This is a genomic window from Campylobacter sp. 19-13652, from assembly GCF_019702925.1.
Classification (GTDB): Bacteria; Campylobacterota; Campylobacteria; order Campylobacterales; family Campylobacteraceae; genus Campylobacter_A.
Genome location: NZ_AP024713.1, coordinates 1,386,999 through 1,412,638 on the forward strand (window position 1 = coordinate 1,386,999; position 25,640 = coordinate 1,412,638).

At 40.6% G+C, this 25,640-nt stretch carries 16 protein-coding genes, 2 tRNA genes, 1 rRNA gene, 1 pseudogene and 1 riboswitch; of the genes and pseudogenes, 6 read left to right on the forward strand and 14 right to left on the reverse strand.

Going from position 1 to position 25,640, the window contains the following annotated elements; all coding sequences use genetic code 11:
- Nucleotides 1–128 precede the first annotated feature (128 nt).
- Genes LBC_RS06750 through LBC_RS06760 form a run of 3 tightly spaced genes read left to right on the forward strand, consistent with a single transcriptional unit; the run spans nucleotide 129 to nucleotide 2,570 of the window.
- Nucleotides 129–1,271, forward strand: coding sequence for an 8-amino-7-oxononanoate synthase (locus LBC_RS06750; RefSeq protein WP_221253685.1), 1,143 nt, complete (start codon nucleotides 129–131; stop codon nucleotides 1,269–1,271).
- Entirely contained in the window at nucleotides 1,261–1,890 is a 630-nt protein-coding gene (locus LBC_RS06755; protein ID WP_221253686.1) for a pimeloyl-ACP methyl esterase BioG family protein, read from the forward strand. The genes LBC_RS06750 and LBC_RS06755 overlap by 11 nt, the downstream gene beginning before the upstream one ends.
- Complete coding sequence (locus LBC_RS06760) at nucleotides 1,878–2,570, forward strand: methyltransferase domain-containing protein (RefSeq protein WP_221253687.1); 693 nt, start codon at nucleotides 1,878–1,880, stop codon at nucleotides 2,568–2,570. The genes LBC_RS06755 and LBC_RS06760 overlap by 13 nt, the downstream gene beginning before the upstream one ends.
- Here the strand turns inward: LBC_RS06760 and LBC_RS09200 are convergent.
- Both LBC_RS09200 and LBC_RS09205 read right to left on the reverse strand, forming a co-directional pair.
- Nucleotides 2,567–3,496 carry a methyl-accepting chemotaxis protein gene (locus tag LBC_RS09200; RefSeq protein ID WP_409240995.1) on the reverse strand — a complete coding sequence of 310 codons (930 nt, stop codon included), beginning with the start codon at nucleotides 3,494–3,496 and terminating at the stop codon, nucleotides 2,567–2,569. The two genes, LBC_RS06760 and LBC_RS09200, sit on opposite strands and share 4 nt — an antisense overlap.
- 297 nt (nucleotides 3,497–3,793) lie before the next feature.
- A pseudogene (locus LBC_RS09205) lies at nucleotides 3,794–4,516 on the reverse strand (cache domain-containing protein); the annotation flags it as partial.
- 146 nt (nucleotides 4,517–4,662) lie between these two features.
- Nucleotides 4,663–4,770: riboswitch (TPP riboswitch) on the forward strand.
- 26 nt (nucleotides 4,771–4,796) lie between these two features.
- Between LBC_RS09205 and cytX the strand changes: the two are divergent.
- Complete coding sequence (gene cytX / locus LBC_RS06770) at nucleotides 4,797–5,966, forward strand: putative hydroxymethylpyrimidine transporter CytX (RefSeq protein ID WP_221253689.1); 1,170 nt, start codon at nucleotides 4,797–4,799, stop codon at nucleotides 5,964–5,966.
- 1,356 nt (nucleotides 5,967–7,322) lie between these two features.
- Here the strand turns inward: cytX and LBC_RS06775 are convergent.
- From LBC_RS06775 to mqnE, 9 genes are all read right to left on the reverse strand, one after another.
- A tRNA-Ile gene (locus LBC_RS06775) sits at nucleotides 7,323–7,399 on the reverse strand.
- A 116-nt stretch (nucleotides 7,400–7,515) separates the two neighbouring features.
- A tRNA-Ala gene (locus tag LBC_RS06780) sits at nucleotides 7,516–7,591 on the reverse strand.
- Between the two features lie 555 nt (nucleotides 7,592–8,146).
- Nucleotides 8,147–9,657 (reverse strand): 16S ribosomal RNA (locus LBC_RS06785).
- A 390-nt stretch (nucleotides 9,658–10,047) separates the two neighbouring features.
- The gene (locus tag LBC_RS06790; protein ID WP_221253690.1) at nucleotides 10,048–10,686 is read right to left on the reverse strand and encodes a Tfp pilus assembly protein FimT/FimU; all 639 of its coding nucleotides are present in this window, start codon (nucleotides 10,684–10,686) and stop codon (nucleotides 10,048–10,050) included.
- Nucleotides 10,683–11,861 (reverse strand): glycosyltransferase family 39 protein, encoded by a 1,179-nt coding sequence (locus LBC_RS06795; RefSeq protein ID WP_221253691.1) that lies wholly within the window; start codon nucleotides 11,859–11,861, stop codon nucleotides 10,683–10,685. Before LBC_RS06795 ends, LBC_RS06790 begins: the two co-directional genes overlap by 4 nt.
- Nucleotides 11,854–12,984 carry an MFS transporter gene (locus LBC_RS06800; protein WP_221253692.1) on the reverse strand — a complete coding sequence of 377 codons (1,131 nt, stop codon included), beginning with the start codon at nucleotides 12,982–12,984 and terminating at the stop codon, nucleotides 11,854–11,856. Before LBC_RS06800 ends, LBC_RS06795 begins: the two co-directional genes overlap by 8 nt.
- 13 nt (nucleotides 12,985–12,997) lie before the next feature.
- Nucleotides 12,998–13,438: a phosphoribosyltransferase gene (locus LBC_RS06805; RefSeq protein WP_221253693.1), complete on the reverse strand. Its 441-nt coding sequence runs from the start codon at nucleotides 13,436–13,438 to the stop codon at nucleotides 12,998–13,000.
- 9 nt (nucleotides 13,439–13,447) lie between these two features.
- Complete coding sequence (locus LBC_RS06810) at nucleotides 13,448–14,761, reverse strand: NCS2 family permease (protein ID WP_221253694.1); 1,314 nt, start codon at nucleotides 14,759–14,761, stop codon at nucleotides 13,448–13,450.
- A gap of 9 nt (nucleotides 14,762–14,770) precedes the next feature.
- Nucleotides 14,771–15,832, reverse strand: a complete 1,062-nt coding sequence (mqnE, locus tag LBC_RS06815; protein WP_221253695.1) for an aminofutalosine synthase MqnE — start codon at nucleotides 15,830–15,832, stop codon at nucleotides 14,771–14,773.
- A gap of 146 nt (nucleotides 15,833–15,978) precedes the next feature.
- On the opposite strand from mqnE, the gene LBC_RS06820 reads away from it, so the two are divergent.
- Together LBC_RS06820 and glmS are read left to right on the forward strand one after the other, a co-directional pair.
- On the forward strand, nucleotides 15,979–17,025 hold the full coding sequence (locus tag LBC_RS06820; RefSeq protein ID WP_221253696.1) for a hypothetical protein: 1,047 nt from the start codon (nucleotides 15,979–15,981) through the stop codon (nucleotides 17,023–17,025).
- Nucleotides 17,026–17,066: 41 nt separating this feature from the next.
- Nucleotides 17,067–18,878 carry a glutamine--fructose-6-phosphate transaminase (isomerizing) gene (glmS, locus tag LBC_RS06825; protein ID WP_221253697.1) on the forward strand — a complete coding sequence of 604 codons (1,812 nt, stop codon included), beginning with the start codon at nucleotides 17,067–17,069 and terminating at the stop codon, nucleotides 18,876–18,878.
- Nucleotides 18,879–19,347: 469 nt separating this feature from the next.
- On the opposite strand, the gene LBC_RS06830 is transcribed toward glmS, so the two are convergent.
- The 3 genes from LBC_RS06830 to gltB form a co-directional block, all read right to left on the reverse strand.
- Nucleotides 19,348–19,608, reverse strand: coding sequence for a WG repeat-containing protein (locus tag LBC_RS06830; RefSeq protein WP_260173472.1), 261 nt, complete (start codon nucleotides 19,606–19,608; stop codon nucleotides 19,348–19,350).
- Nucleotides 19,609–19,783: 175 nt separating this feature from the next.
- Entirely contained in the window at nucleotides 19,784–21,133 is a 1,350-nt protein-coding gene (locus LBC_RS06835; RefSeq protein WP_221253699.1) for a glutamate synthase subunit beta, read from the reverse strand.
- 1 nt (nucleotide 21,134) lies between these two features.
- Nucleotides 21,135–25,547 (reverse strand): glutamate synthase large subunit, encoded by a 4,413-nt coding sequence (gltB, locus tag LBC_RS06840; RefSeq protein ID WP_221253700.1) that lies wholly within the window; start codon nucleotides 25,545–25,547, stop codon nucleotides 21,135–21,137.
- Nucleotides 25,548–25,640 lie beyond the last annotated feature (93 nt).

The window sequence follows — 25,640 nt, forward strand, 5'->3', positions numbered from 1 at the left end:
TTTAATTTTATCATCAAACTAAGCTATTTCATGGCTAGCTTTTGTAAATTTAAGCCAATCAAAGCTCGCATTATAGGGCTTGTTTTAGATAAATTTGCTAAAATATAAGGCTTTAAAAGGAGATAGTGGTGCAAAAAATCAAGAAAATCCTACTAGACTTAAAAGAGAGCTCAAATCTACGTACACTAAGTCAATTAATCCACGACGGCGCATACATCACAAAAGACGGCAAGCGGCTTTTAAACCTAGCTAGCAATGATTATTTGGGGCTTGGGGCTAGTGATGAGCTTTTTGATGAGTTTTTAGACACTACATCAAAGAAGAGTCTTAAATTTAGCGCAAGCAGCTCAAGAAGCTTGAGTGGGAATTTTGAAATTTTTAGCGAGTTTGAGAGCTTTTTAGCAAAGAGCTATGGCGACGGCAAAAGTGCTTTGCTTTTTAACAGCGGATACCATCTAAACGTAGGTGTCATCTCTGCTCTAGCCAGCCTAAAAAACACCCTTTTTATCATCGACAGGCAAGCTCACGCTAGTGCATACGATGGGCTTAGACTAGGCGGGGCTAGCTTTGAGCGATTTAGACACAACGACACCGCACACATAAAAGAGATACTGGATAAAAATAGCGGCAAATTTGAGCGATTTATCATCATCACAGAGGCTCTTTTTAGCATGGATGGCGACGAAGCACCACTAGGGGAGCTTGGACGGATAAAGAGCGAGCATGAGGGCGTGTGGCTTTATGTGGACGAGGCTCATAGTGTGGGTGCGTGCGGGCATGATGGGCTTGGGCTTTGCAAAGATAGCGGCGTGGACGTGGATTTTGTCGTATTTACCTTTGGTAAAGCAATTTGCAGCATGGGAGCGGCTCTTATTTGTGATGAGACGGTTAGGGAATTTTTAATAAATCGCGCTAGAAGCCTGATTTACTCCACCGCCATAGCCCCCATAAACGTTGCCTTTACGCACTTTATATTTAAAAAGCTTGGTAAAATGAAGCAAAAAAGGGCGCATTTACAAAGCCTATCAGACGAGCTTAAAGTCGAGCTTAAAAAACATGGGGCGCAAGTGCTTGGGTCTCGCTATATAATAAGCGTGCTAGCAGGCTCAAGCGATAGTGCACTAAAAATGGCGGCTAGGCTACAGCACTGCGGATACTTCGCACCAGCTGTGCGTCCGCCAACAGTCGCACCAAATACCGCCAGAGTGCGCCTATCACTGTGCGCAAACATGCAAAAAGACGAGCTTTTAGGAGTTGTAAATGCACTTTAAAACCATCTCTGCAAAAACTATAAACTGCGATGAAGTCGTGCTATTTTTCGCTGGATTTGCTGGGGAGTGGGAGCATTTTAAAAGCCTAGAGCCTAGCGATAAATTTGATGTGATTATTATTTATGACTATGAAAAAATAGGCTTTAATGAGGAACTAAAGCAGGCTTTTAAGCACTACAAAAAAGCCCACATCATAGCCTTTAGTATGGGTGTGGCTGTGGCGAGCAGGCTTGAGTTTGGCGAGTTTTTTTCTAGCTATGAGCTGCGGCTTTGCATAGCTGGCACGCCACTTGGTATAGATAGGATTTTTGGCATTCATCCTAGGATTTTTGCGCGCAGCATAGAGAGTTTTGATAAAAATGATTTTAAAATCTCAATCGGTGCAAATGATTTAATTTTAAGTCGCGATAACTATAAAAGCGAGCTAAAAAGCTTGCAGGATTTTTGCCAAAAGCCCGTGATAAATGAGCAATGGGTAAGTGCGGTGGGTGCAGATGATGATAGTATGTTTTCTTTAAATTCGCTTAAAAACTCCTTTGGTGAGCGAGTAAAAATCATAAAAAGCAAGCATTTTGTTTTTGGTAATTTTTCAAGCTGGGATGAGCTATGCAAAATGTAGCGGATAAATTCCTGCGCGCTAGAGCCAGCTACGAAAAATCAGCACTCGTTCAAGCGATGATGAGAGATGAGCTGGTGCGAGAGATAGTGGGGGCAGGAAATAGCTTTAAAAGGGTGTTTGAGTTTGGCGCTGGGCAAGACGAACTAGGCAGGATATTGCGCCCTAAAATACGCTATAAAAGCTATCTAGCAAGCGATATAAACCCCTTTTGCGTAAACGAAAATGGGGTGAAATTTATAAATCTAGACATGAATAAACCCTTGCCAAACGACTTAGGCAAGTTTGACCTTATCGTCTCAAACGCATGCTTACAGTGGCTTGACGCTAGGACTGTTTTAGCAAATTTAAAAAAGCATTTAGTGCCAAATGGACTGCTTGCGGTGTCTACATTTGGCAGTAAAAATTTATGGCAGGTTAGAGAGCTGACTGGGCTTGGACTAGATTATCCTAGTATAGACGCACTAGAAAATGCGTGCAAAAACCTAAAAAATGTGAAAATTTACAAAAAAAGCATTGAGTTAAATTTTGACTCCGCATTTGAGCTATTTTTGCACTTAAAGCAAAGCGGAGTAAACTCCCTAGGCAAGCTATACCTAGGAAAAAATCTACTAGCACAATGTGAGAGCAAATTTAAAAACACTCTCACATATGAGCCAGTTTTTATCATAGCCAGAGCTTAGAATTTCTTAGCTCTAACCTCTTTTACTATATCTTTTGCCATGTTATCCACCTCGGTGGTTACGGTATTTGTCTGGGCTGCAACGTCTACGTTTTGCTTTGTGAGTGTGTCTATGTGGGTCACACTATCATTTATCTGTGCTATCGCCATGGTTTGCTCTTTTATGCTCTCGCTCATCTCATTTATGCTTTGACTTAGGATATTTACGTAAGCCTCTATCTCACTTAGGCTTTTTTGGGTGTTTTCGGCTAATTTACGAACTTCATCAGCCACCACAGCAAATCCCCTGCCATGCTCACCAGCCCTAGCTGCCTCGATAGCTGCATTTAAGGCTAAAAGATTAGTCTGGTCGGCTATGTCACGTATAATATTTATTATGCCTTTTATATCCTCACTTTGCTTTATCACATCCCCGGCTCTGTTTGAGATAGAGCTCATTGATGAGCTCATCTGCTCTACCGCAGCTGCACTTTCTTGTAGGCTTGAGGCTTGAGATTTTGCGCCATTTGTTACTGTATCTACTGATGATTTTAGTATGCCAGCTTTTTCCTCTAGCACTTGAGCTTTATCCAAATTATCAGATAGCATTTTTGCTATCGCACCACCCATGGCATTTACACCCTGCATTAAAGACTTTATATCGCCTTCTAAGTTTTCTAAATTTAAGCGCGAAGTAAAGTCATCGTGGGTATAAGCCGCAAGAGTATCTTTTATGTGATTTATGTTTGTACTTAGACTTGCAAAAAGGTCGTTTAATAAAAATTTAAGTGTGCTAAGCTGAGGATTGTGCGGAGTGGCAGAGATATTATTATCCATATTGCCTTTTATCATCTTGCCAACTATCTCATTGACATTTTCAAGCATTTGATTATCTTTATTTATGCCGCTTACGACTTTGTCTATGCCTTCATTTATGCCTGATGCCATAGCGCTAAATTCATCATTTGTATTTACCTTTATCTTTTCGGCTTTATCCTTTTCATGGGTGATAAATTCAAACAGATTATTTAGTCCATCCTGTATTATTCTTATAGGTCTTAACGAACGCTTTATAATCAAAAACACTATTATAGAAATAATCACCACAAACACCGCAGCAATACCCAACTGGGTACCCAAAAGACTATTTGTAATGTCATCCTTAAAGCTCTTTTTTAAAGATGAGCAAAGCAGCCACTCACGCTCTCCGACAAGCCTACAAACAGCCTCTTTTTCACTACCATTGTAATTATACTGTATGCTACCATTTGGCAAGAAATCTTTATTATTAAGTTTCTCCAAAATCACACTCATAGCTGGAAGGGGTTTATTTAACAAATTTTGATCTGGATGCATTAGCATTACGCCACTTTTTTCAGACATAAATACATATCCACTAGAACTCTTACCTATTTCAATCAACTGTTTTCTTATCTTGTCCAATGATATATCTGCACCAATTACACCAATTAAATCACCCTCTTTTATAACTGGAGCAAAAAATGTTATGACCAGCTCTTTACTAGCTGCGTCCTCATATGGCTCAGAGTACATAGCTCTTTTAGACCCCTCTTTAAACCAATCTCTAGTGCGAGGATCATACCCAGAACTAGGCATGCTCACTTCTCCCGTAGATGAGATAAACTTACCATTTGGTAAGCCAATATACATTTCTATAAATCCAGCTTGATCACTAAATGACTTTAGCTCCCAAATTATATCATCTTGGCTAGTCTCGCCTATCTCGCCCGACATGGTATTAGCGGACAACCTTACAGTATTTAAATTTCTATCTAAAAATTCATTAAGATAAAAATCAACACCATCAAGAGTCTTTGTGTGTGTTGCGACAAAAGAATTGTCAAGTTGTGATTTTGTAAAGTTGTAATTTATAAGCGAAAACACGCCAAATGCGATCACTAATACAACAATCAAAATAGCAGTTATTTTATTTGATATGCTGCGCATATTTTCTCCTAATAATATTTAATTTTCTATAATTATAACATATATTTAAATAAAAATTTATACAGTATTTACAAATTTACACAAATTATAAATAAATTTAAATAAATAAAAAATCTTATCTTTAAAATTTTCTGCTACAATTAATCTTTATAAAAAAGGGGAGCTGATGCAAGTCGGCTGAGAGGAGACTAGTGTCTCGACCCATAGACCTGATTTGGGTAATGCCAACGTAGGGAAATTTCATGGATTAGACTCTCAGCTCCCTCAAATAGGAGCAAACTTGAAAACTTCACTCTTTACAAACTCAATCATCTGGTTTGGCGCAGCCATATCAATAGCTGAAATAATCACAGGCACATATCTAGCGCCACTTGGCTTTGCAAAAGGGCTTGCAGCTATAATCATCGGACATATCATAGGCTGCATTTTGCTATTTTTAGCTGGCGTCATAGGAGGCGTCAGGGGGCAAGGCGCAATGGATAGCGTAAAACTTAGCTTTGGTTTGCGGGGCGGGGCGATATTTGCCATATTAAACATAATCCAGCTACTTGGCTGGACGGCGATAATGATATATGATGCTGCACAAGCAGCAAACGGCATAGCAAAGGCTAGCGCATGGGGTTGGGCTTTAGCTGTCGGAGGGCTTATAGTGCTGTGGCTTTTACTTGGATTAAGGCGAGCTAGAGTCTTAAACGCCGTAGCTGTGGGAGGGCTTTTTATCCTTAGCGTGGTGCTTGCTTTTAGGGTATTTACAGACTCGGAAAGCGGCTTAATAAATGAGACGATAAGCTTTGGGGCTGCGATAGAATTAAGCGCGGCTATGCCATTATCGTGGCTACCCCTAATAAGCGATTACACAAAACAGGCACAAAATCCAGTCAAAGCAAGTGCGTTAAGTGCGTTAAGCTACGGCATAATCTCTTGCTTTATGTACGCAGTAGGCATGGGGGCTGCTATAAATAGCAACTCAAGCGACATCGTGGGCATACTATTAGCCAGTGGGCTTGGGATATGGGGGCTTGTTATAGTTGTACTTTCTACCGTTACAACTACGTTTTTAGATGCCTATTCAGCTGGGGTATCCGCTAAAGCTATAAATTCCAAAATAAGCATAAAAGCCTTTAGCGTAGCTGTGGCAGTAGCTGGAACTGTGGCTGCGGTGTGCTTTAATATGGATGATATAACAGATTTTTTGTATTTAATAGGCTCGGTGTTTGCGCCTATGATTACCATTTTAATAGTTGACTTTTTTATCCTAAGGCAGGATTTTAGTGATAAAGGCTTTGGGTGGATAAATTTGATGATATGGCTTGCTGGATTTTTGCTGTATCGCTATCTTTTAAGCATTGAAACTCCGCTTGGAAATACGCTACCTGATATGCTAGCGACGGCTGTTTTATGTCTTATAGTACATAAAATAAAAAACTTGCAATTAAAGCTTAAAAATTAAAATAAAACGCAATAAGCAATAGCTGCATGGCAAAGGACACCTCGTACAAAACCACGCTATCTAAGCTAAGTAAAAATAGAGGAGAGGGTTATATTGGGCTTTATAAAAGGTAATATAACCCATATGCAGCTATATTTTTAAACCTACAATATTAAACTTCTGACCTTTATCAATCCACCAACCATAAAGCTAAGGAAATCTATAACACTTTTTATATGTATTTAATCTCATTTAAATAACGCTTACCCTCATCCATAGTTTCTTATAATTATTAACCATAGTTGGTTTTAATATTTATTTGCTTATTAGATAAGACATAATATATCTAATATAAAAGCATAAAACACTTAAGATAAAAAATAAACCATCCATATATTAAAGCAGTTTAAATTTATACTCTTGCAATAATAACTTTATAATAAAGACTTAGCTTTAAAGTCCATAGTATTAAATATAAAATAGCACACATGCCAATACCAAATACTATCTAAAGCTACTAATAAAGATACACTAATAAACTAAATAACAGCTCATATAAAAAGATAAAACCCTTTTAAACAACAAATTGATTTTTAAATTTCAAAGTCATGGCGTATGTCATGTATAAATAGCCTATTAATAACTCACATCACAAAGCAATACACCCATATATCTAGTTTGACTCTGCTCTAACCAGCTATTAAATAAGCCTTCCTTTACTAAAACCTAGCAAAAAACTGTAAAAAACTATAAAGAGTTATAAAAAGCTTTGCTTTACTAAAGAAGCTTTGCTTTGACTTATAATATATAGACCACTTAATAATTTAACAGGATGACTATTTATTGTATACACATTAAATAAGTAGACAAAGCAAAGCTTCTAAATACAACAAAATTAAACTATAATCAACAGGCATCTTGCACAATACAATAAAAACTGTATAAAAGTAGCTATCATACTAAACTTAGTCTAAGAGTGTTTTTTAGGTTTTTACACCAAGCTTTATAAAATTCTAAAAATCATGATGACATTGCTTTGTAATATTAGTCAATGCTAATATGCTAAAAGCTATTTATACAAATAGTGGAGTATGGTGAAGTTGGGCTTGTGCAGTTAATTAGAATTTGTAATTAAAAAATAACGCTATCTTTTAAAAAAGCCAAAGGTAAATGATATATACCTAAGATAATCTAGATAACCTAAAATACTATAATATCTTATAATACAGCTTTATAAGACATACTTACACAAAAACACTAATGTAGATAATTTTAATTTATATAAAATCATTAAATTTAAATAATTCATATAAATACTATATTAAGTAACCCTAAAAGCAAAGAAGCAACAAGGCAAAAAATCATAAGAGGAAATCATGGTGGGCCTAACAAGACTTGAACTTGTGACCTCACCCTTATCAGGGGTGCACTCTAACCAGCTGAGCTATAGGCCCTTATGAAGCTTAGCTAAGCCTTTGGCTTATGGCTTAACTATAATATAAATATTGTGCAGTTTGTAAGCATCTTTAAAAGGCTTTTTTGCTTTAAAGATGATGGCTTTTAAATTTGATGGTGGAGAATAGCGGGATCGAACCGCTGACCTCCTGCGTGCAAAGCAGGCGCTCTCCCAGCTGAGCTAATTCCCCATTAAACAGTAATAACTAAAAATAACTATAATAGCAATATAGCTAAATTTAACACATATTGCCACAATAAATAGCTAAGACAGTAAAAACATAAATATAAAAAGCTACTTGCTATTATATTTACATTATACTAGAAACTAAAAATATAACTTAGCTAGGACAATGCCTTTATCTATGTATAGTATATCACCCATACTAGATTAATGATATATTGTAAAATAGGTGTAATAAGTTATTTTATTTATCCTACCCATTTTTACTTTTACATTCACAAAGCTCACACTCTACTAGCTTAGCTTTATACTTTAGATTATTTAAATTCTAAGGTATTAATGCTAATTTATTTAATATTTCAATATAGTAATAACTATTAAAGATTTAACTACTCTTAACAACGGTATATAACAGGGATATAGGCTAAAAGCCTTAGCCTCTGCTTTTGCCTTTGTAAGTGAGTAATGTTAGTCTAATGTCAATCTTTCAAATCTAAACAAGGATGATTGAGATATTTTCCTTTGATAGATATCTTGTGAGAGAATATCTATTGTACTCTAGAAAGGAGGTGATCCAACCGCAGGTTCTCCTACGGTTACCTTGTTACGACTTCACCCCAGTCGCTGATTCCACTGTGGACCATAACCAGTTTGGTATTTGGGCTTCGAGTGAAATCAACTCCCATGGTGTGACGGGCGGTGAGTACAAGACCCGGGAACGTATTCACCGTAGCATGGCTGATCTACGATTACTAGCGATTCCGGCTTCATGCTCTCGAGTTGCAGAGAACAATCCGAACTGGGACATATTTTATAGATTTGCTCCACCTCGCGGTATTGCGTCTCATTGTATATGCCATTGTAGCACGTGTGTCGCCCTAGGCATAAGGGCCATGATGACTTGACGTCGTCCACACCTTCCTCCTCCTTGCGAAGGCAGTCTCATTAGAGTGCTCAGCCTAACTGTTAGCAACTAATGACGTGGGTTGCGCTCGTTGCGGGACTTAACCCAACATCTCACGACACGAGCTGACGACAGCCGTGCAGCACCTGTCTCAAGATTCTAGCAAGCTAGCACTCCCGTATCTCTACAGGATTTCTTGGATATCAAGCCTAGGTAAGGTTCTTCGCGTATCTTCGAATTAAACCACATGCTCCACCGCTTGTGCGGGTCCCCGTCTATTCCTTTGAGTTTTAATCTTGCGACCGTACTCCCCAGGCGGTATACTTAATCCGTTAGGTGCATTACTGCCTTGACTAGCAAAGCAACAACTAGTATACATCGTTTAGGGCGTGGACTACCAGGGTATCTAATCCTGTTTGCTCCCCACGCTTTCACGCCTTAGCGTCAGTTGAGTTCTAGCAGATCGCCTTCGCAATGGGTGTTCTTCTTGATCTCTACGGATTTTACCCCTACACCAAGAATTCCATCTGCCTCTCCCTCACTCTAGATTATCAGTTTCCCAAGCAGTTCTATGGTTAAGCCATAGGATTTCACAAGAGACTTGATAATCCGCCTACGCGTCCTTTACGCCCAGTGATTCCGAGTAACGCTTGCACCCTCCGTATTACCGCGGCTGCTGGCACGGAGTTAGCCGGTGCTTATTCGTTGGGTACCGTCATTGTTCTTCCCCAACAAAAGGAGTTTACGCTCCGAAAAGTGTCATCCTCCACGCGGCGTTGCTGCTTCAGGGTTTCCCCCATTGAGCAATATTCCCTACTGCTGCCTCCCGTAGGAGTCTGGACCGTGTCTCAGTTCCAGTGTGACTGATCATCCTCTCAGACCAGTTACGCGTCATAGCCTTGGTGAGCCATTACCTCACCAACTAGCTGATACGATATAGCCTCATCCTACACCGAAAAACTTTCCCAACACAACTTGAGTTGTGGTGGAGTATGGGGTATTAGCAGTCGTTTCCAACTGTTGTCCCCCAGTGTAGGGCAGATTAGCTATACATTACTCACCCGTGCGCCACTAACGCATACTAGCAAGCTAGTACTTGTCCGTTCGACTTGCATGTATTAGGCACGCCGCCAGCGTTCACTCTGAGCCAGGATCAAACTCTCCATATAAAATATATGAAGTTTTTAATCTAAAAACTTTTTAAATTTAATTTATTTAAAAAATAAATTGTTTCATTGTTTTAGACTTATTATCATAAATAATAAATAAGTCTGGCTCAATCGATCACTTGTTTAGATTTCAAAGATTGACTATTGAAATATTTAAATACTAACACTATTAAATTATAGAACAACGATTTATTATTAAAGCCTGTAATCATAAAAGCTTATGAAAGAGCTTTTAATGAGTAAAGGGTAAAGTAAAGAAAAGCTTTATTAACTGTTAGAAAGTTAAAGGTGGTTTCTCAAATCGTGAGCTGGAATTATATAAGAGAGTTGCTTAAGGGGGGCTTAAAAAATATTAACTTTAGATAAAATTTTAAATTTTTCAAAGAAATTTCACTCTATAATCTTTGCATATCCTGTTATAGCATGTATTTTAATAGTCGCCTTTTTACCTGCTTCATCATATAAACTTATCTCGCAATCCCTCAAAAATCGCTTATCAAAAGGATTCTTTGCATTTTTTAGGGTTCCGCTTGGCGCACCGTAGCTATCAAAAGAGATCGTCTGATTTTTACTGCCACAATTTTTAAATTTAATATCCGCAACTCCATAAGTCTTAGTGAGATTTAAATTTTTATTAAGCAAAGAGCTTTTGTAATTTTGCCCATTAAACCCAGAAGTGAGAAATTTATTTGGGTTTGCGGGGTCTTTGGCTATCTGGCTTAGGGAGTTTGGGTTTCCGGAAAATTTACCATCATCACTAAAAACAGTATATCTCCAGTCATGCTCTTTACTATCACCGACGAGTCCGGAGTGGAAAAATAGCCTCCAATTACGCTTATACCACTCATCGCCAAGCCCTGCTTTATCGTCCATTATGGCTAGTCCTTGCGTGTATCGAAGGTGAATTAATATCTGCTGAGCAGCTAAATGCAATTTATCTAAAGCTATATTAGGCATAGCAAAAGCAAGCATTATGCCCAGTATCAAAATCACCAAGCATAGCTCAAATAGGCTAAACGCCCTACTCATCGAAGCTCGAAGCTAGCTACGATTTTACCAGCCCTAGAGACATTTACGCACTTTTTACCATTATCACAGCCCTCTTTTAATGCTTTGCTGCCATCCAAAACGCCGTAAAATTTAAGCCTTAAAGCTAGTTTTGCGTCATTTGTGCGTACCTTGCTAACCCCTAAAGTCTTAAGCTTAAAGGCCAAATCTCTAGCTATATCAAATTTATACGCAAAATGGTCTTTTGGCTCTTTTAAAAATAGATAAATATAAGGATAAAAAGCAACTACGGATAAATTTATAAACAAAAATGCAAACACGACAAAAACACCAAGCTTATATTTTAGCCTAAACTGCGGTAATCTCACGCGATAACTAGCCATAAAAGTATGCACCATAATAGGTGTAGCGATAACACAAAATGGCAAAAAATACTCCCACCAAATGCGCTGTCTAAGCGAAAGGAGCATACATATGGCAAACGAGGCAAAAGAGATAAAAAATATGATATTTTTACGCTCTTTAACCAAAACCCTATAAACAGAATACACAAAATACAAAAATACCAACGGAGAAAAAACGGCTGCAAAAATCCCTAATGTATCCAGAAAATGTCCGCTAGGGCGCCCACCTGTCTCAAAGCCATAAAGTCCAAAATTTATAGCCACTAACATAGCGCAAAATGTTGCCTCAAGGCGCATTTTATAATACGAAAAATATGCAAAAAGCCCCACATAAAGTAACAAAAATGACTGGTCTATAAAAATCATCACCACCAAAATAAAATAAAAAAGCAACCTAATATAAAATTTGTGGCTTAAAAAAAGCAAAATTGCAAGGAGGGTTAAAAATATATAAGCCCCAGCGTCATTTACTAATATAGCACTAGCCATAACCCCTGGCAAATAAGCATACAAAAGCACTGCAAACACTGCGTCATTTTGCTGTTTTAAAAGCTTAATGCTAAGTAGATACAAAAGGTATAAATTTAAACAGTGAATTAGCAAAAACGGCAGTCTAAGCGCAAAATCATTATCTCCAAAAATAGCGCAAAATCCCCTAGCTATGAGCGAAGCGAGCGAGTTGCCTTCGAAAAATATCCTAGCCTCATGATAGCTTATGCTAAGGTCATTTAAAAGTACGAATAAAAATAAAAAATTTATCCCCAAAGCAGAAAATAAAAGCCCTCTACGCATCCTTAAGCCTCACTCCAAAGCCAAGTCCCACAAGACAGACAAACGCCAAAAATAGCAAAAACACACCCCATCCATACTCATAAGCAAAAGCCGGCACAAAGCTACCAAAAACTCCGCCAGCATAGTAAAAGCTCACATATAACCCACTGGCTATAGCCTTTTTCTCATTAAAGCTTGCCACAAAGCCGCTTAGGATACTATGAGCTAAGAAATTTGCAGCACAAATTACTATCATACCAGACAATAATAAGGCAAAACCATCAAAAAAGCACAATAAAAGCCCAAGCATAAAAAGCATAGCCACTACCCAAAGCACCCTACTAACTCCGCCTAAAAGATTCAAAAACCAAGATGAGAAAAATGATATAAAAACTCCGAGCAAAAATCCTACATAAAGCACGCCATTTTTAAGTCCACTATAGCCTCCAGCCCTATTTGTAAGCTCAAAAGGGGCAAAGCTAAGAATCGCCAAAAAGCTAAAGAATAGGCAAAAAATGCAGATATAAGCGTATAAATTTGTCCTTTTTAAAAGTACACTTAAAATATCGCTAAGCCTTAACTCTCTTTTATGCTTTATAGCTATTTTATCAAGAGTAGATAAAAAAATCGACGAAAGCAAAAGCAAAAAAGCAAGTACCGACATAAAAAGCTCATATCCATAAATATCGCTAAGCCAGCCACTTAAAAGCCGCCCCAAAAAGCCACCAATTATAGTCATGCCTATATAAACGCCAATCCCTTGAGCTAATGCAACACCGTTTAAGCGGCTAGAAATATAGCTCATAAGCCCCGTCATAGCAGCTGGGATAAAAAGCCCCTGAATACCCCTAATGTTTAGCATGATTGTATAATTATGAGAAAAAGCAAAGCCAAACTGCAAAATCCCAAGCGCAAAAAATGCGAAAATCAGAGTTCGTGTAATGCTAAATTTTTCTAAAAAATAGCCATAAAATAAAGCAGAAATAGCAAGCGGAGCCATAATGGCAGTAATAAAAAGCGCAACAGATGCACTACTAACGCCAAGCACCTGCCCTAAAAGCGGCGCAATGGGCTGAGGAGCGTACATAGTGGCGGTAATTAGCACCGTAGAAAAATAAACAACCGCCCTCTCGTACGCACTCATAAAAGCTCTTTAATTAAATATGCACATCCCAAAAAAACTCAACCCACTCAGTCGCCTCTTTTACTCTGTATTCAGGTAGCAAAAGCGCCTTTTGCTTATAAAAGACAGTCGCTATTTTTAGCTCTAGGTGCGGATAGCGCTTTAAAAGCTCGCGCTTAATCTCCACCATACTTTCGCCACTATCTATAATATCATCTACAAGTAGGACTTTTTTAAATTTGCCAAGCTCTGGGACGTTAAAAATCTCTATCGTATCAAGCTTTTTATCGCCCTCATAGTGGATTGAATTTAGGCTAAAGAGATTTCTATTTTCTAGCGCAACAGCCAAAGAATGCCCCAAAGTAAGCCCACCTCTAGCTATGGCTAAGATAGCCTCTGGCTTAAACTCATCTCTAATCTGCTTTGCCATTTTCTTTACATCGACAGCAAATTCATCATAAGAGTAATAAATCACGTTTTCTCCTTAATGCACCATAAACACTATCACACTAATGGCTGCAAGCGCAACTACACCAGAGTTTATAAGCTCCCAGCGTCTCTGAAGTGCGCGCACTAAAATATAGGCGATAAAGCCAAAGGCTAAACCATTTGTGATAGAGTAAGTAAGAGGTATAAAAACCACCATAAAAAAGCTAGCCACAGCTATGGCTGGATCTTTAAAATTTATCTCCCCAACTTCTGAAAACATTAAAATTCCGACCATTATAAGCACTGGGTATATGGCGTTTGCTGGAATGGCTTTAAAAAACGGCAACATAAATAACGTAAGTACAAAAAACAAAGCCGTAAACACCGAAGTAAGCCCAGTGCGTCCACCCTCCTCTACTCCGCTTGCGCTCTCGACAAAAGCCGTCGTGGTACTAACCCCTGTTAGCGCACCTGCTACGGTAGCTACGGCGTCGGATTCTAGGGTTTTTTCTAGGTTTTTAATACCATCTTTTTTGCTCTCGTCAAATATCCCAGCACGAGTTCCCACACCAGCTAAAGTGCCGACTGAATCAAATAAATCCGTAACAAAAAATGTAACTATCACAGGCAGAAGCGCTAAACTAAAGTTTCCAGCCACGTCAAAAAATACACCCCTTATATCAAGCTGTAAAAATATAGGCGCGATAGAAGCAGGTAGTGAAAAAAGCTCCTTTGGATACTCGCTAAGCCCAAAAACCCAAGCAATTATAGAGGTAGTAATAACGCCTAAAATAAATGCGCCTTTTATTTTAAAAGCCCAAAACGCCACTATTAACACCACTCCAAGAATACCTAAAAGCACGTTTTTATCACCCAAATTCCCCATTCCTACAAGCACAGCGTCGTTATTTACCACTATGCCCATTTGCTGAAGTCCTATAAAGCAGATAAACGTGCCAATACCTGCACTTATAGCTCGACGCAGGTCAAGTGGGATTGATTTAATAATCCAAATTCTAAAGTTTGTCAGGCTTAAAAATACAAATATAATCCCAGAGACAAAAACCACTCCAAGTGCTGTCTGCCACGGCATTTTCATGCCCAGTACTAGCCCAAATGTAAAATACGCATTTAGCCCCATGCCCACACTCATCGCAACTGGCGTGTTAGCCCACAAGCCATTTAGTAGCGTGGCTATAACAGTAATTAGTGCTGTAGCTGTAATAAGCGCGTCTATAGGCATGCCAGCCTGCGAAAGAATGATTGAATTTACAGGCACTATATACATCATCGCTAAAAATGTCGTAAGACCCGCGTTAAACTCGGTTTTTACATTAGTATTATTTTGCTTTAGACGGAAAAAATCCACTCTGCCTCCTTAATAAATTTTAATTTCATTATACAAGCTATCACGCTCAACAGGCGTGTAGCCGCTGGTTTTTATGATGTCTATAAAGTCTTTTAGCGCCATTCCATTGGCACTTTTTGCACCAGCTGCACTCTGAATGCTCTCTTTTTGTATCGTGCCGTCTAAATCATCAGCACCAAACTCCTGCGCTATCATCGCTAAATTTATCGTAGATGTCGCCCAGTAGGCTTTTATGTGAGGCACGTTATCAAGCATTAGCCTAGATATAGCTATGGTCTTTAAAATCTCAGCTGAGCCTAGAAAATCGGACGTTTGCAGGTAGTTATTCTCTCGCTGATACACAAGCGGAATAAATGCATTAAAGCCGCCAGTTTCATCCTGCACCGCACGTAGACGCAGCATATGATCTATCCTATCAGCCCTGCTTTCAATATGCCCAAAAAGCATAGTCGCATTACTCATTTTGCCACGACTGTGCCACAGGGAGTGGATTTTTAGCCAGTTCTGGCTACTTACCTTGCCTTTGCAGATTTTTTCTCTGATATTTTCTGCAAATATTTCAGCCCCACCCCCAGGCATGCTATCCACGCCGTATTCGCACATTTTTTCTATTACTTCCTCATAGCTCATATCAAAGCTACGAGAGATGAAATCTATCTCCGCCGCAGTCAGGGCTTTTACGTGCAGGCTTGGATATTTTTGCTTTATTAGCCTAAAAATCTCTAAATACCACTGCCAGCCGCCCTCTTTATTGTGAGCTGAGACGATATGTATCTCCTTTGCTCCGTTTTTTACGGCTTCGTCTGCGATTTTTAGAATCTCGTCGTGGGTCATTCGGTATGGATTTGGATTTTTCCGATGAGCTGAAAATGCGCAAAATTTACACACATCAGCGCATATATTTGTGGGGTTTATGTGACGATTGATGTTAAAAAACACCTTCTTGCCGTGGCGTATTTGACGCACTTTATTAGCAAATTCACCAAGCGTAAAAAGATCTAAATCATAAAGCGCGAGTCCATCTTCGTGACTTAAACGCTCGGAGTTTTTAAGTTTTTGGATTAAATTCATAGAGTGTCGTTTTGTCCTTTGAAAAACTGATTTGGCATTATAATATTTTTGGCTTAAATTAAGTTTTTCATTAATCAAGCTCAATAAAAAATATAGACTTTTTGGGTAAAATCACACCTTTTTAACCCAAAAAATAGAGAGTTTTTATGATATATAAAGATTATAAAATAAAACAAATTTGCAAAGAAATAGAGCTTTTAAATGCCCAAAAAGTGGGCTTTGAACGCTTTAATAATATAAATTTATTAACAGCAAAAACACTCCTGCTTAAAAAGCTAAATGAGACTTTAGAGCTAATGCAGGAGTTTAATAAAACAGGCGATAAAATGCTAAAAGCCAAAATAGAGCAAAACGAGATAGATATTTATGAGATTTATAAGGAATTTGACGCGCTTTTAAAGGATAGCAAAGAGCTTAAAGAGCTTGCGCAAAAGCATATCGCAGCTGGGCTAAAAGCGTTTGGTAAACGAATTTGGCTATTTGTGTTAAAGTATTTTTTTAAAATCATGGCCGTGTTTTGGTTTTTGGGCTTTGCGAGCATTAGCTTTTACCTAGGATATGCTCCAAAAATAGGTCTATCTGATACGGAATTTACTGGGGCTATGATAATTTTTGCTTTTATGCTAACCATTTTAATAGGAATTTATCCACTTAGCGTCTATTTTTCTTTTAGGCTCTTTTCTGGCTACAGCAAGCTATCATTTTCGTTTAATATAGTTAGCTTTTGCTTTATTTCTATGCTAATTTTATCAGATGTTTTAAACTGCGAGCTTATAAATTTAATTAACGAATACCCAAAGATGGCATTTGGAATTTATGCTGCTTTGCTTGCTATTTTTAGCGCGATAGTGGCAATTGTGCTAATACTAAATAAAAAGGATAAAGAGGCTTTTATAAACGCATTTCTTGCGTTTGTATGCACTCTTTACTCTGATATGTTTTTAGTTTTAATCCTAAAAATAAATAACCCAAATCAATCAGAATTTTTTATACCATTAGCGATTGCTTTGGCTCTGTTTGCAGTTGGCGCTAGGCTTTTTATTTCAAATTCTTATATTTTTAACTTTAAAGCTGCCATAATCGCAATGACAGTCTTAATAATTTCGGTTTCAGTTTTTAGAGGCGATAGGCTTATAGCAACATTTGGGCTAGATAAGCACCTAACGCAAACGCAAAGCAAAATCTCAAATTAACAATATTTCGCTATAATCACGATAAAATTTAAAGGATAAATATGTGCGGTATAGTCGGATTTATAGGAAATAAAGAGAAAAAAGATGTCGTTTTAAGCGGACTTAAAGAGCTTGAGTATAGAGGCTATGATAGTGCTGGAATGGCGGTGCTAAACGATGAGGAGATACGCTATTTTAAGGCTGTGGGCAAGCTAGAAAATCTAGCAAATAAAATGCAAGATGAGAGCTTTTTGGGCTTTGGCGTGGCGATTGGACACACTCGCTGGGCAACCCACGGCAAGCCCACGGAGATAAACGCCCATCCGCACCTAGGCGAGCATAGCTTTGTCGTGCATAATGGCATAATCGAAAACTACGCCGAGCTAAAAGATGAGCTAATAAAAGAGGGCGTGCATTTTGCTAGCCAAACGGATACCGAGGTTATTGTCCATCTTTTTGAGTTAAATTTAAAGCAAGGTCTGGACGCTAAAAGTGCGTGGGAAGCGACGATAGCAAGGCTACGTGGGGCGTATGCGACGCTATTAATTAGTAAAACTGCGCCTGGGGTGATATTTTTTGCCAAGGACGCCGCACCGCTAGCTATCGCAAAGGATAGTGCTGGTGAGATATTTTTTGCTTCATCGGACGCTGCGCTTATTGGCGTGGCAAAGGAGGTGCTTTATTTAGAGGATAAAAGCCACGGATTTGCTAGCTTGGGCGAGATAAAAATTTACTCCGCAAATGGCGAGATTAAGCCTGCTTTTACCGCCCTGCCGCCTGATAAAAGCTACGCTCAAAAAGAGGGCTATCGCTACTTTATGGAAAAAGAAATTTACGAGCAAAGCAGCGTCATAGCAGACGCTTTAATGGGGCGAATAAAGGGCAGCGAGGTGGTGCTTGAGGGCGTTAGCGATGAGCTTTTGGGCGAGATTGATGAGATTATTTTATGTGCGTGTGGGACGAGCTATCACGCTGCACTTGTGGCTGGGTATTTATTTGAGCGTGTGGCTAGGGTGCGCTGCAAAATCGCCATTGCAAGCGAGTTTCGCTACAGCGAGCCGGTGCTAAATGAGCGCTCGCTTTTTATCGCCATTAGCCAAAGTGGTGAAACGGCTGACACTCTTGAAGCCCTAAAAATAGCTAAAGCGGCAAATTTAAAAAGCCTAGCCATCTGCAATGTAGATAACTCAAGCATGGTGCGTCTTGCGGACGCTTCGCTGCTAACGCGCGCTGGCATAGAAAAGGGCGTAGCGAGCACGAAAGCCTTTGCCACGCAGATTATCACGCTATGGCTTTTTGTGCTTAGGCTGGCTAGCTTTAAAGGCACTCTAAGGGGCGAGGCGCTAGAGCGTGAAATAACGGCGATTAAGCACATTCCTAGCGTGCTAAATATCGGCAACGAACTGCAAGAAAAAATTCGCCGCATAAGCAAACACTATCTGCACGGACACGGCTTTTTCTTTATTGGACGAGATGTGTTTTACCCGCTTGCGCTTGAGGGGGCGCTAAAGCTAAAGGAGATTAGCTACCTGCACGCTGAGGGTTACCCGGCTGGCGAGATGAAGCACGGGCCAATTGCCCTAGCTGATGAGCGGCTTTTTTGCGTGGTGCTAATGCCAAAAAATCTACTTTATGAAAAGGTCAAAAGCAACGCCCAAGAACTGGCAGCAAGGGACGCAAATATTCTAGCCATTAGCCCAGATGAGTTTGAGTTAAGCGATGATTTTATCCGCACTTCAGCCCAGACGCACTATATGGCTGAGTTTTTTGAGATGATGATGGTGCTTCAAATTTTTGCGCTTGAAGTTTCTATTAGGCTGGGAAATGATGTGGATATGCCACGAAACCTAGCCAAAAGCGTAACTGTAGAGTAACGCCTCTTGTGCGGTTGCACTTTAAGCCAGCTCGTCTTACTTCCTATGCGTCGCCCTATTTAAATTTTGCTCAGCAGTTACCAATTATGGCAAATCCTATAGCAAATTTTAATTTGCCTTGCCTAGCTTTGCGATACTTCGCATATAGCCAGTCTGTGCGAAGCAATCTTTAGCCTGCGATTTAAAAATTTGTTAAATATCAGCGGTATTTCTAGTCTCGTCAAGTGGCGTCAGCAAACTAGCCTGGGACTACAAGCAATCATTCCGTAAACGAGTAAGTGAAGCATACTATAAAGTAATGCGAGTGATGGATATATAAAAAGGGGTGAAGTGACTTCGTAACTCAAGCCACACCCCTTAGCGTAAAATAAAAACAAATTTAAACTCAAATCACAAATCCAAAAACTCAAAGTTGCTATGGCTTAAGGATTTAATACAGGAAAAATTCTCACACAATCAGCGCATTACCCTACCCCTTGCGCAATATATTTCCAGATTTATCTAAGCAATAAATAACGTATGTATGTTTAACTCCAGCCAAACCTCCGCTAAATCTACCAACACCATCAAATTTTAGCTCTATAACAATTTTGCCATTTTTGTTTATAGCGCCATATTTGTCGCCTATTTTCATCGCGGCCAAATCGCCGACAAAATCGCCTATCTCATCATAAATGGGGGCTGTGATGGTTTTACTATTTTCATCGGCTAAGCCATATTTGCCAGACATCTCATACACAAGCGCCTTTTTATCTTTTGGCTAAAGATTTCAAAAATATCAAAGCCATAAACGGGGCTAAAGCATCAAGCAAACAGAGCCAAAATGGCTAAAGTTTTTTTATTTTCTCTTCTTTAAAATATCTAAAATCAATAAAAGTAGGCAGGGCAAGCCTACAAAAAGGGGCTTAGCTAAGAGCTTTTATAATAGCCCTTGCAGCGGCTTTGCCCTGAGCTGCGGCGCTTACTACCAAATCAGCCCCCCTCACGCAGTCTCCGCCGGCATACACCCCAGCGCAAGATGTCTGCATATCATCACCTACTACTATGCGTCCAGCACCATCTAGCGCAACACCACAAGCAAGCAAAAAGCTAGGTGCCTCCACGCTAAACCCCAGCGCAAAAACAACCACATCGCAGGCTAGATTAAACTCACTATTTGCCACTGCACGCACGCCACCATCGACCACTACGCTTTTTTGCAGCACTACCGCACTTACATTGCCAACATCGTCCGTGATTAGTTCCTTTGGAACGACGTTAAACATAAAGTTAGCGCCCTCCTCCTCGGCATTTTGATACTCTTTTTTGCTACCACCCATTTCATTTTTGCTACGGCGATACACGCAAGTAACGCTCTTTGCACCAAGCCTTAGGCTGCTACGTGCGCAGTCCATCGCCGTGTCGCCGCCACCTATTACAATCACTCTTTTATCTTTTAAATTTATCCCTTCGCCTGCCCCATCAAGCCCCAGCTGAATAGCCGTAAGAAAATCAAGCGCACTAAAGCTTGAGTTTGCACCCTCTTTTGGTATGCCAGCACGCCTTGGCTTTCTAGCGCCGATACCGACAAATACGGCGTCGTGATTGTTCGCAATCTCCTCAAATTCTAAATCCTTGCCTACTTCACAGTTTAAATGAAGCTTTAACCTATCACCCAAAAGCTCAAATCTCCTCGTCACCACACTTTTATCCAGCTTAAACCCAGGTATGCCGTATCGCAAAAGCCCCCCAGCCGCAGGTGCTGCCTCGTACATACTCACGCCATATCCAGCTCGCAGCAGATATGTAGCGCAAGCTAGACTAGCAGGCCCCGAGCCGATAACTGCGACATTTTTGCCATTTGGCTCTAGCATAGGCACACGAAGTCCAGATGAGAGCCCCTCCTCCGTAATTGTGCTTTCAATCGCACCTATCATCACAGCACCATAGCCATCAGCCAGCGTACAAGCCCCTTCGCACAGGCGCTCCTGAGGACAGACGCGCCCTGTAATCTCAGGGAAAGGATTGCTCTCATTGCTTAGCTTAAACGCAGCTTTTAAATTTGTGCTGGCTATTTGACGTAGCCAAAAGGGTATAAAATTCCCCAGCGGACAGGAGGCGTGGCAGAATGGATTTCCGCAGCCTATACAGCGGCTTGCCTGCTCACTTGCTTTAGATGCGCCCAATATCTCGTACGTCTCGCAAAAATCCTGCACCCTGATACTTGCTTCTCTTTTTACCTGCTTGCCTCTGTTTAAATTTAAAAACTCCTGCATCTTAGTCCCCCTCGGCTGGATTTAGCGGAAGTCTAGTCATGTCTTTTGGCTTAACCAGCCAAAAATCCCTCACCGCATTTCTAAAATCATCAAGTATAGCCCTAGCCTTTGCACTACCAGTCTCAGCCTCAAAGCCGATTAATAGGCGCTTTAAGAAGTGCCTTACCTCGTCCATTTCGTCTATATCTATGCGTACAGCTACTACGAGTTCTTGATTTAGCTTATCGATAAACTCACGCTCTTTGTCGTAAATAAAGGCAAGTCCACCAGTCATACCGGCACCAAAATTTATCCCTGTTGCGCCCAAAATCGCCACTATCCCGCCAGTCATATACTCACATGCATGATCTCCTGCGCCCTCGATGACTGCGGTCGCACCGCTATTTCGCACGGCAAATCTCTCGCCCACGCTACCAGCCACGTAAAGCTTGCCTCCAGTTGCGCCGTAAAGGCAGGTATTACCAGCGCAGGCAAAGTCTTTACCGCTAATTTCTGGAGCGATGACTATGCGCCCTCCGCTCATGCCCTTGCCAACATAATCATTTGCCACGCCTTTTAAATATAGCGCCACGCCACCAGCTAAAAATGCCCCCAAGCTCTGCCCAGCTGTGCCTTTTAAATTTATACGGATACTTTGGCTAGCTAGCCCAGTATCACCGTAGTATTTGGCTACTTCGCCGCTTATTAGTGCACCAAAGCTTCTGATTTGGTTGTGTATTTTTAGCTCAAGGACGCTTTTTTGGCTTGGCTCCTCTATGGTGCGGCGGACTTTGGCTAGGACTATTTTTTCATACTCACCCTTGTCAAATGGCTTGTTAAACTCATCGCTATGCACGCTCGCGCCAGCAATGTGGTGTGTTAGCATAGATAGGTCAAATTTATCGCTTAGCTCGCTTTTTTTCTGCACTAAAAGATCATTTCGCCCTACTATCTCATCAAGGCTAGTATACCCCATACTAGCTAGCTCTGCACGAACGTCCTCGGCCAGGAGAGTGAGATAATTTACTATGCGTTCAGCTGAGCCTACAAAATGCCCCCTAAGAGTCTCATCTTGCGTCGCCACGCCTACGCTACAGCGATTTAGATGACAAATTCTAAGCACCTTACAGCCTAGTATTATAAGTGCTAGCGTGCCAAAGGCATAGCTTTCTGCGCCAAGAAGTGCAGCTTTTATGATATCTTTGCCGACTTTTAATCCGCCGTCGGTTTGTAGCTCTACTTTAGTGCGGAGTGAGTTTACTTTTAGTGCGTTGTGAGCTTCGATTAGTCCTAGCTCCCATGGATTGCCAGCAAATTTAATACTCCCCCAGCCAGCCGCACCTGTGCCGCCATCGCCACCGCTTATTATGATTTTATCCGCATAGCACTTAGCCACGCCAGCTGCTATCGTACCTACCCCTGCGCTTGAGACTAGCTTTACAGCGATTCTAGCACTTGGGTTTACCTGCTTTAAATCATATATAAGCTGGGCTAAATCCTCAATCGAATAAATATCGTGATGCGGTGGCGGAGAGATGAGCGTAACCCCAGGGGTAGTGTAGCGCAAGGTTGCAATTAGCGGCGTTACCTTGTACCCTGGTAACTGTCCGCCCTCGCCTGGTTTTGCGCCTTGGGCTAGCTTTATCTGGATTTCGCTCGCACTTGCTAGATATTCAGCTGTTACGCCAAAGCGTCCGCTGGCAATCTGCTTGATTTTTGAGTTTAGCTCACTTTTTAGGCGCTCCTTGGACTCGCCACCCTCGCCGCAGTTGCTCATGCCACCTATCATTGCCATAGCGCGCGCCATAGCCTCATGGGCTTCTGGGCTAATGGAACCTAGGCTCATGGCTGCGGTGTTAAAGCGCTTTAAAATCGCACTAGCTGGCTCGACTTGGTCTATATTAATTGGCTTACGGTCTGATTTAATCTCTAAAAAATCCCTAATCATACGCTCCCCACGCCCTAATATAGCCATGCGAACTTTGTCATAATCCTCCTTACTAGCGGTTATGCTTGTGCGATGAATTTGATTAATAAGCTCTGGTGTATAGTCGTGATATTCGTCGTTTTTAAGGTATCTATACTGTCCGCCCAAATTTATCCCATACACTCTATCGCAGTCTGCGTACGCCTCTTTGTGAGCCTTTTTGATACGAGCGTCTATATCGGCATATCCTAAACCGCCTATTAAGTTTACGCTTTTATTAAAGCACTCACTCGCTATCTCATCACCTAAGCCTATGATGTCAAAAAGCGCTGAGTTTTTATATGAGCTAATGGTTGAAATTCCCATTTTTGACATTATCTTAAGAAGTCCAGCATTTAGCGCGTGATGGGTGTTTTTTAGGGCTTGTTTTGCATTTTTGGCATAATCATCTAACACCGTAGCATAAAGTAAATAAGGATACACAGCGCTTGCGCCATAAGCTATTAAAGCAGCACATGAATGAGAATCTAGTATCTCAGCACCAGCTGCTATTATGCTTACTAAATGGCGAAGTCCCAAAGCGCTAAGATGAGCATTCACTCGCCCAACGGCTAGTAGCATAGGTATAGCCACGCGCTCTTTAGACATATCTTCATCGCTTAGGATTATGATATGCACTCCATCATTTTTTACAGCTAGCTCCACGTCAACAGCTAAAGCATCAAGTGCCTCTTTTAGGCTTTTATTTTGCGTATAAGTCGTACTAAAAAGTCTAAATTTAAACTCCGAATCATACCTAGGCGAGCTAGGATCTCCGTAGCTTTTAAGCGCCTCTAGCTTTTCGCTCATTAAAATAGGTGAGATGGTCTTTATGCGCTTAGCATGCTCTGGGGTCTGGGCTAGGACGTTTCGCAGCTTACCAAAGGCGATGTTTAGGCTCATTACAACCATTTCACGAAGTGGGTCGATGGGCGGATTTGTAACTTGGGCAAATTTTTGCTTAAAAAAGTCGCTAAATCTGCGCTGATGATTAGAAAATGCCGCTAAAGTCGTGTCATCGCCCATAGAGCCGGTCGCCTCTTTGCCACTTTCTGCCATAGCTGAGATTATCGTCTGCTTAAACTCCTGTGTAATCCCCACTGCACGCTGGCGCGCATTAAGCTCGCTTAGCTCATATGCGCTAAAATCCTCAAAACTAAGCTCCACATACTCCTCTAAATAGCGCATATTGCCTAGGTATTTATTGTAATTTGCTGAGCTTTTTATATAATCATTTATATCATTATTTTTAAGCACTCTGCCATGTTTTAAATCTATACCTATCATCTGTCCGCTTTGCAGTCTGCCACGCTCTAGAGTGTCTGCCTCGTCAATATCTAGCACGCCGTATTCACTTGCTATTAGCACTCGGCGGTCTTTGGTGATTATGTATTTTGCTGGGCGAAGTCCGTTTCTATCTAGCGCACAGGCTATATATCTGCCGTCTGTAAAACTCACCGCAGCTGGTCCGTCCCATGGCTCAAAGCTCACACTGCTATACTCATAAAAGCTTCTAAGTTTAGCGTCTGTGTGGGGGCTATTTTGCCATGGAGCTGGTATGAGATACCTAATAGCTTTAAAAAAATCCACGCCATTTTGCAGCAAAAATTCAAATGCGTTATCAAGGCTAGCACTATCGCTGCGGTCAGAGTTTGTAACAGGCAAAAGCCGCAAAAGCTCATCGTCGCTAAAGACTTCACTTTTAAAAGAGTACTGTTTTATGTTTAAATTTGTTCTATTTGCGTTTATTGAGTTTATCTCACCATTGTGCGCTATGGCACGAAAAGGCTGAGCTAAAGCCCACTTTGGCAGGGTATTTGTAGAAAATCTCTGATGAAATAGCGCAAAAGAGGTGGCAAATTCATCATTTGATAAATCCTTATAAAACGCCCTAATATGCGTTGGCATCACAAGCCCTTTATACACTATCACGTGCGATGAAAACGACGCTATATAAAGCCCCTTTTCATCACTATACGCACCTTGTGCCTCACGCCTAGCTAGATAACAAAGCGCATCAAAACGCTCCTTTGCCACGACAGATGCCGCCTCTACAAACACCTGTGTAATGCGTGGCAGGGTAGAAAGCGCAAGCTCTCCTAGAACTGATTTATCAACTGGCACATCACGGATAAGAACGACTTTTAGGTCATTTTTAGCACAAATTTGCTCCAGCCTTTCTAATTGAGCATCATCATAACTAAAGCACATAGCCACAGCAAACTGCTCTGTAAGTTCGACATTTGCGCGGCTTGCCTGCTTACGCAAAAACTCCACAGGAAGCCCAAAAAGTAGTCCACAACCATCGCCACTTTTCATATCAGCAGCTATCGCACCCCTGTGCATCATGCGCTCAAGTGCGGTAATGGCGTCCTTGGTGATAGCATGACTTGGCTCATTGTCGATATTTGCAAGCAGTCCAAAACCGCAATTGTCCTTATCCATATATATTAGATTTTCTCTTTGCATACTACCTCCGAGTTTAAAATATCCAGTAGGATTATGCCCTAAATTTTCTTAAAATTATTTAAATACGTTAAATAGGCATTTATAATACATTTA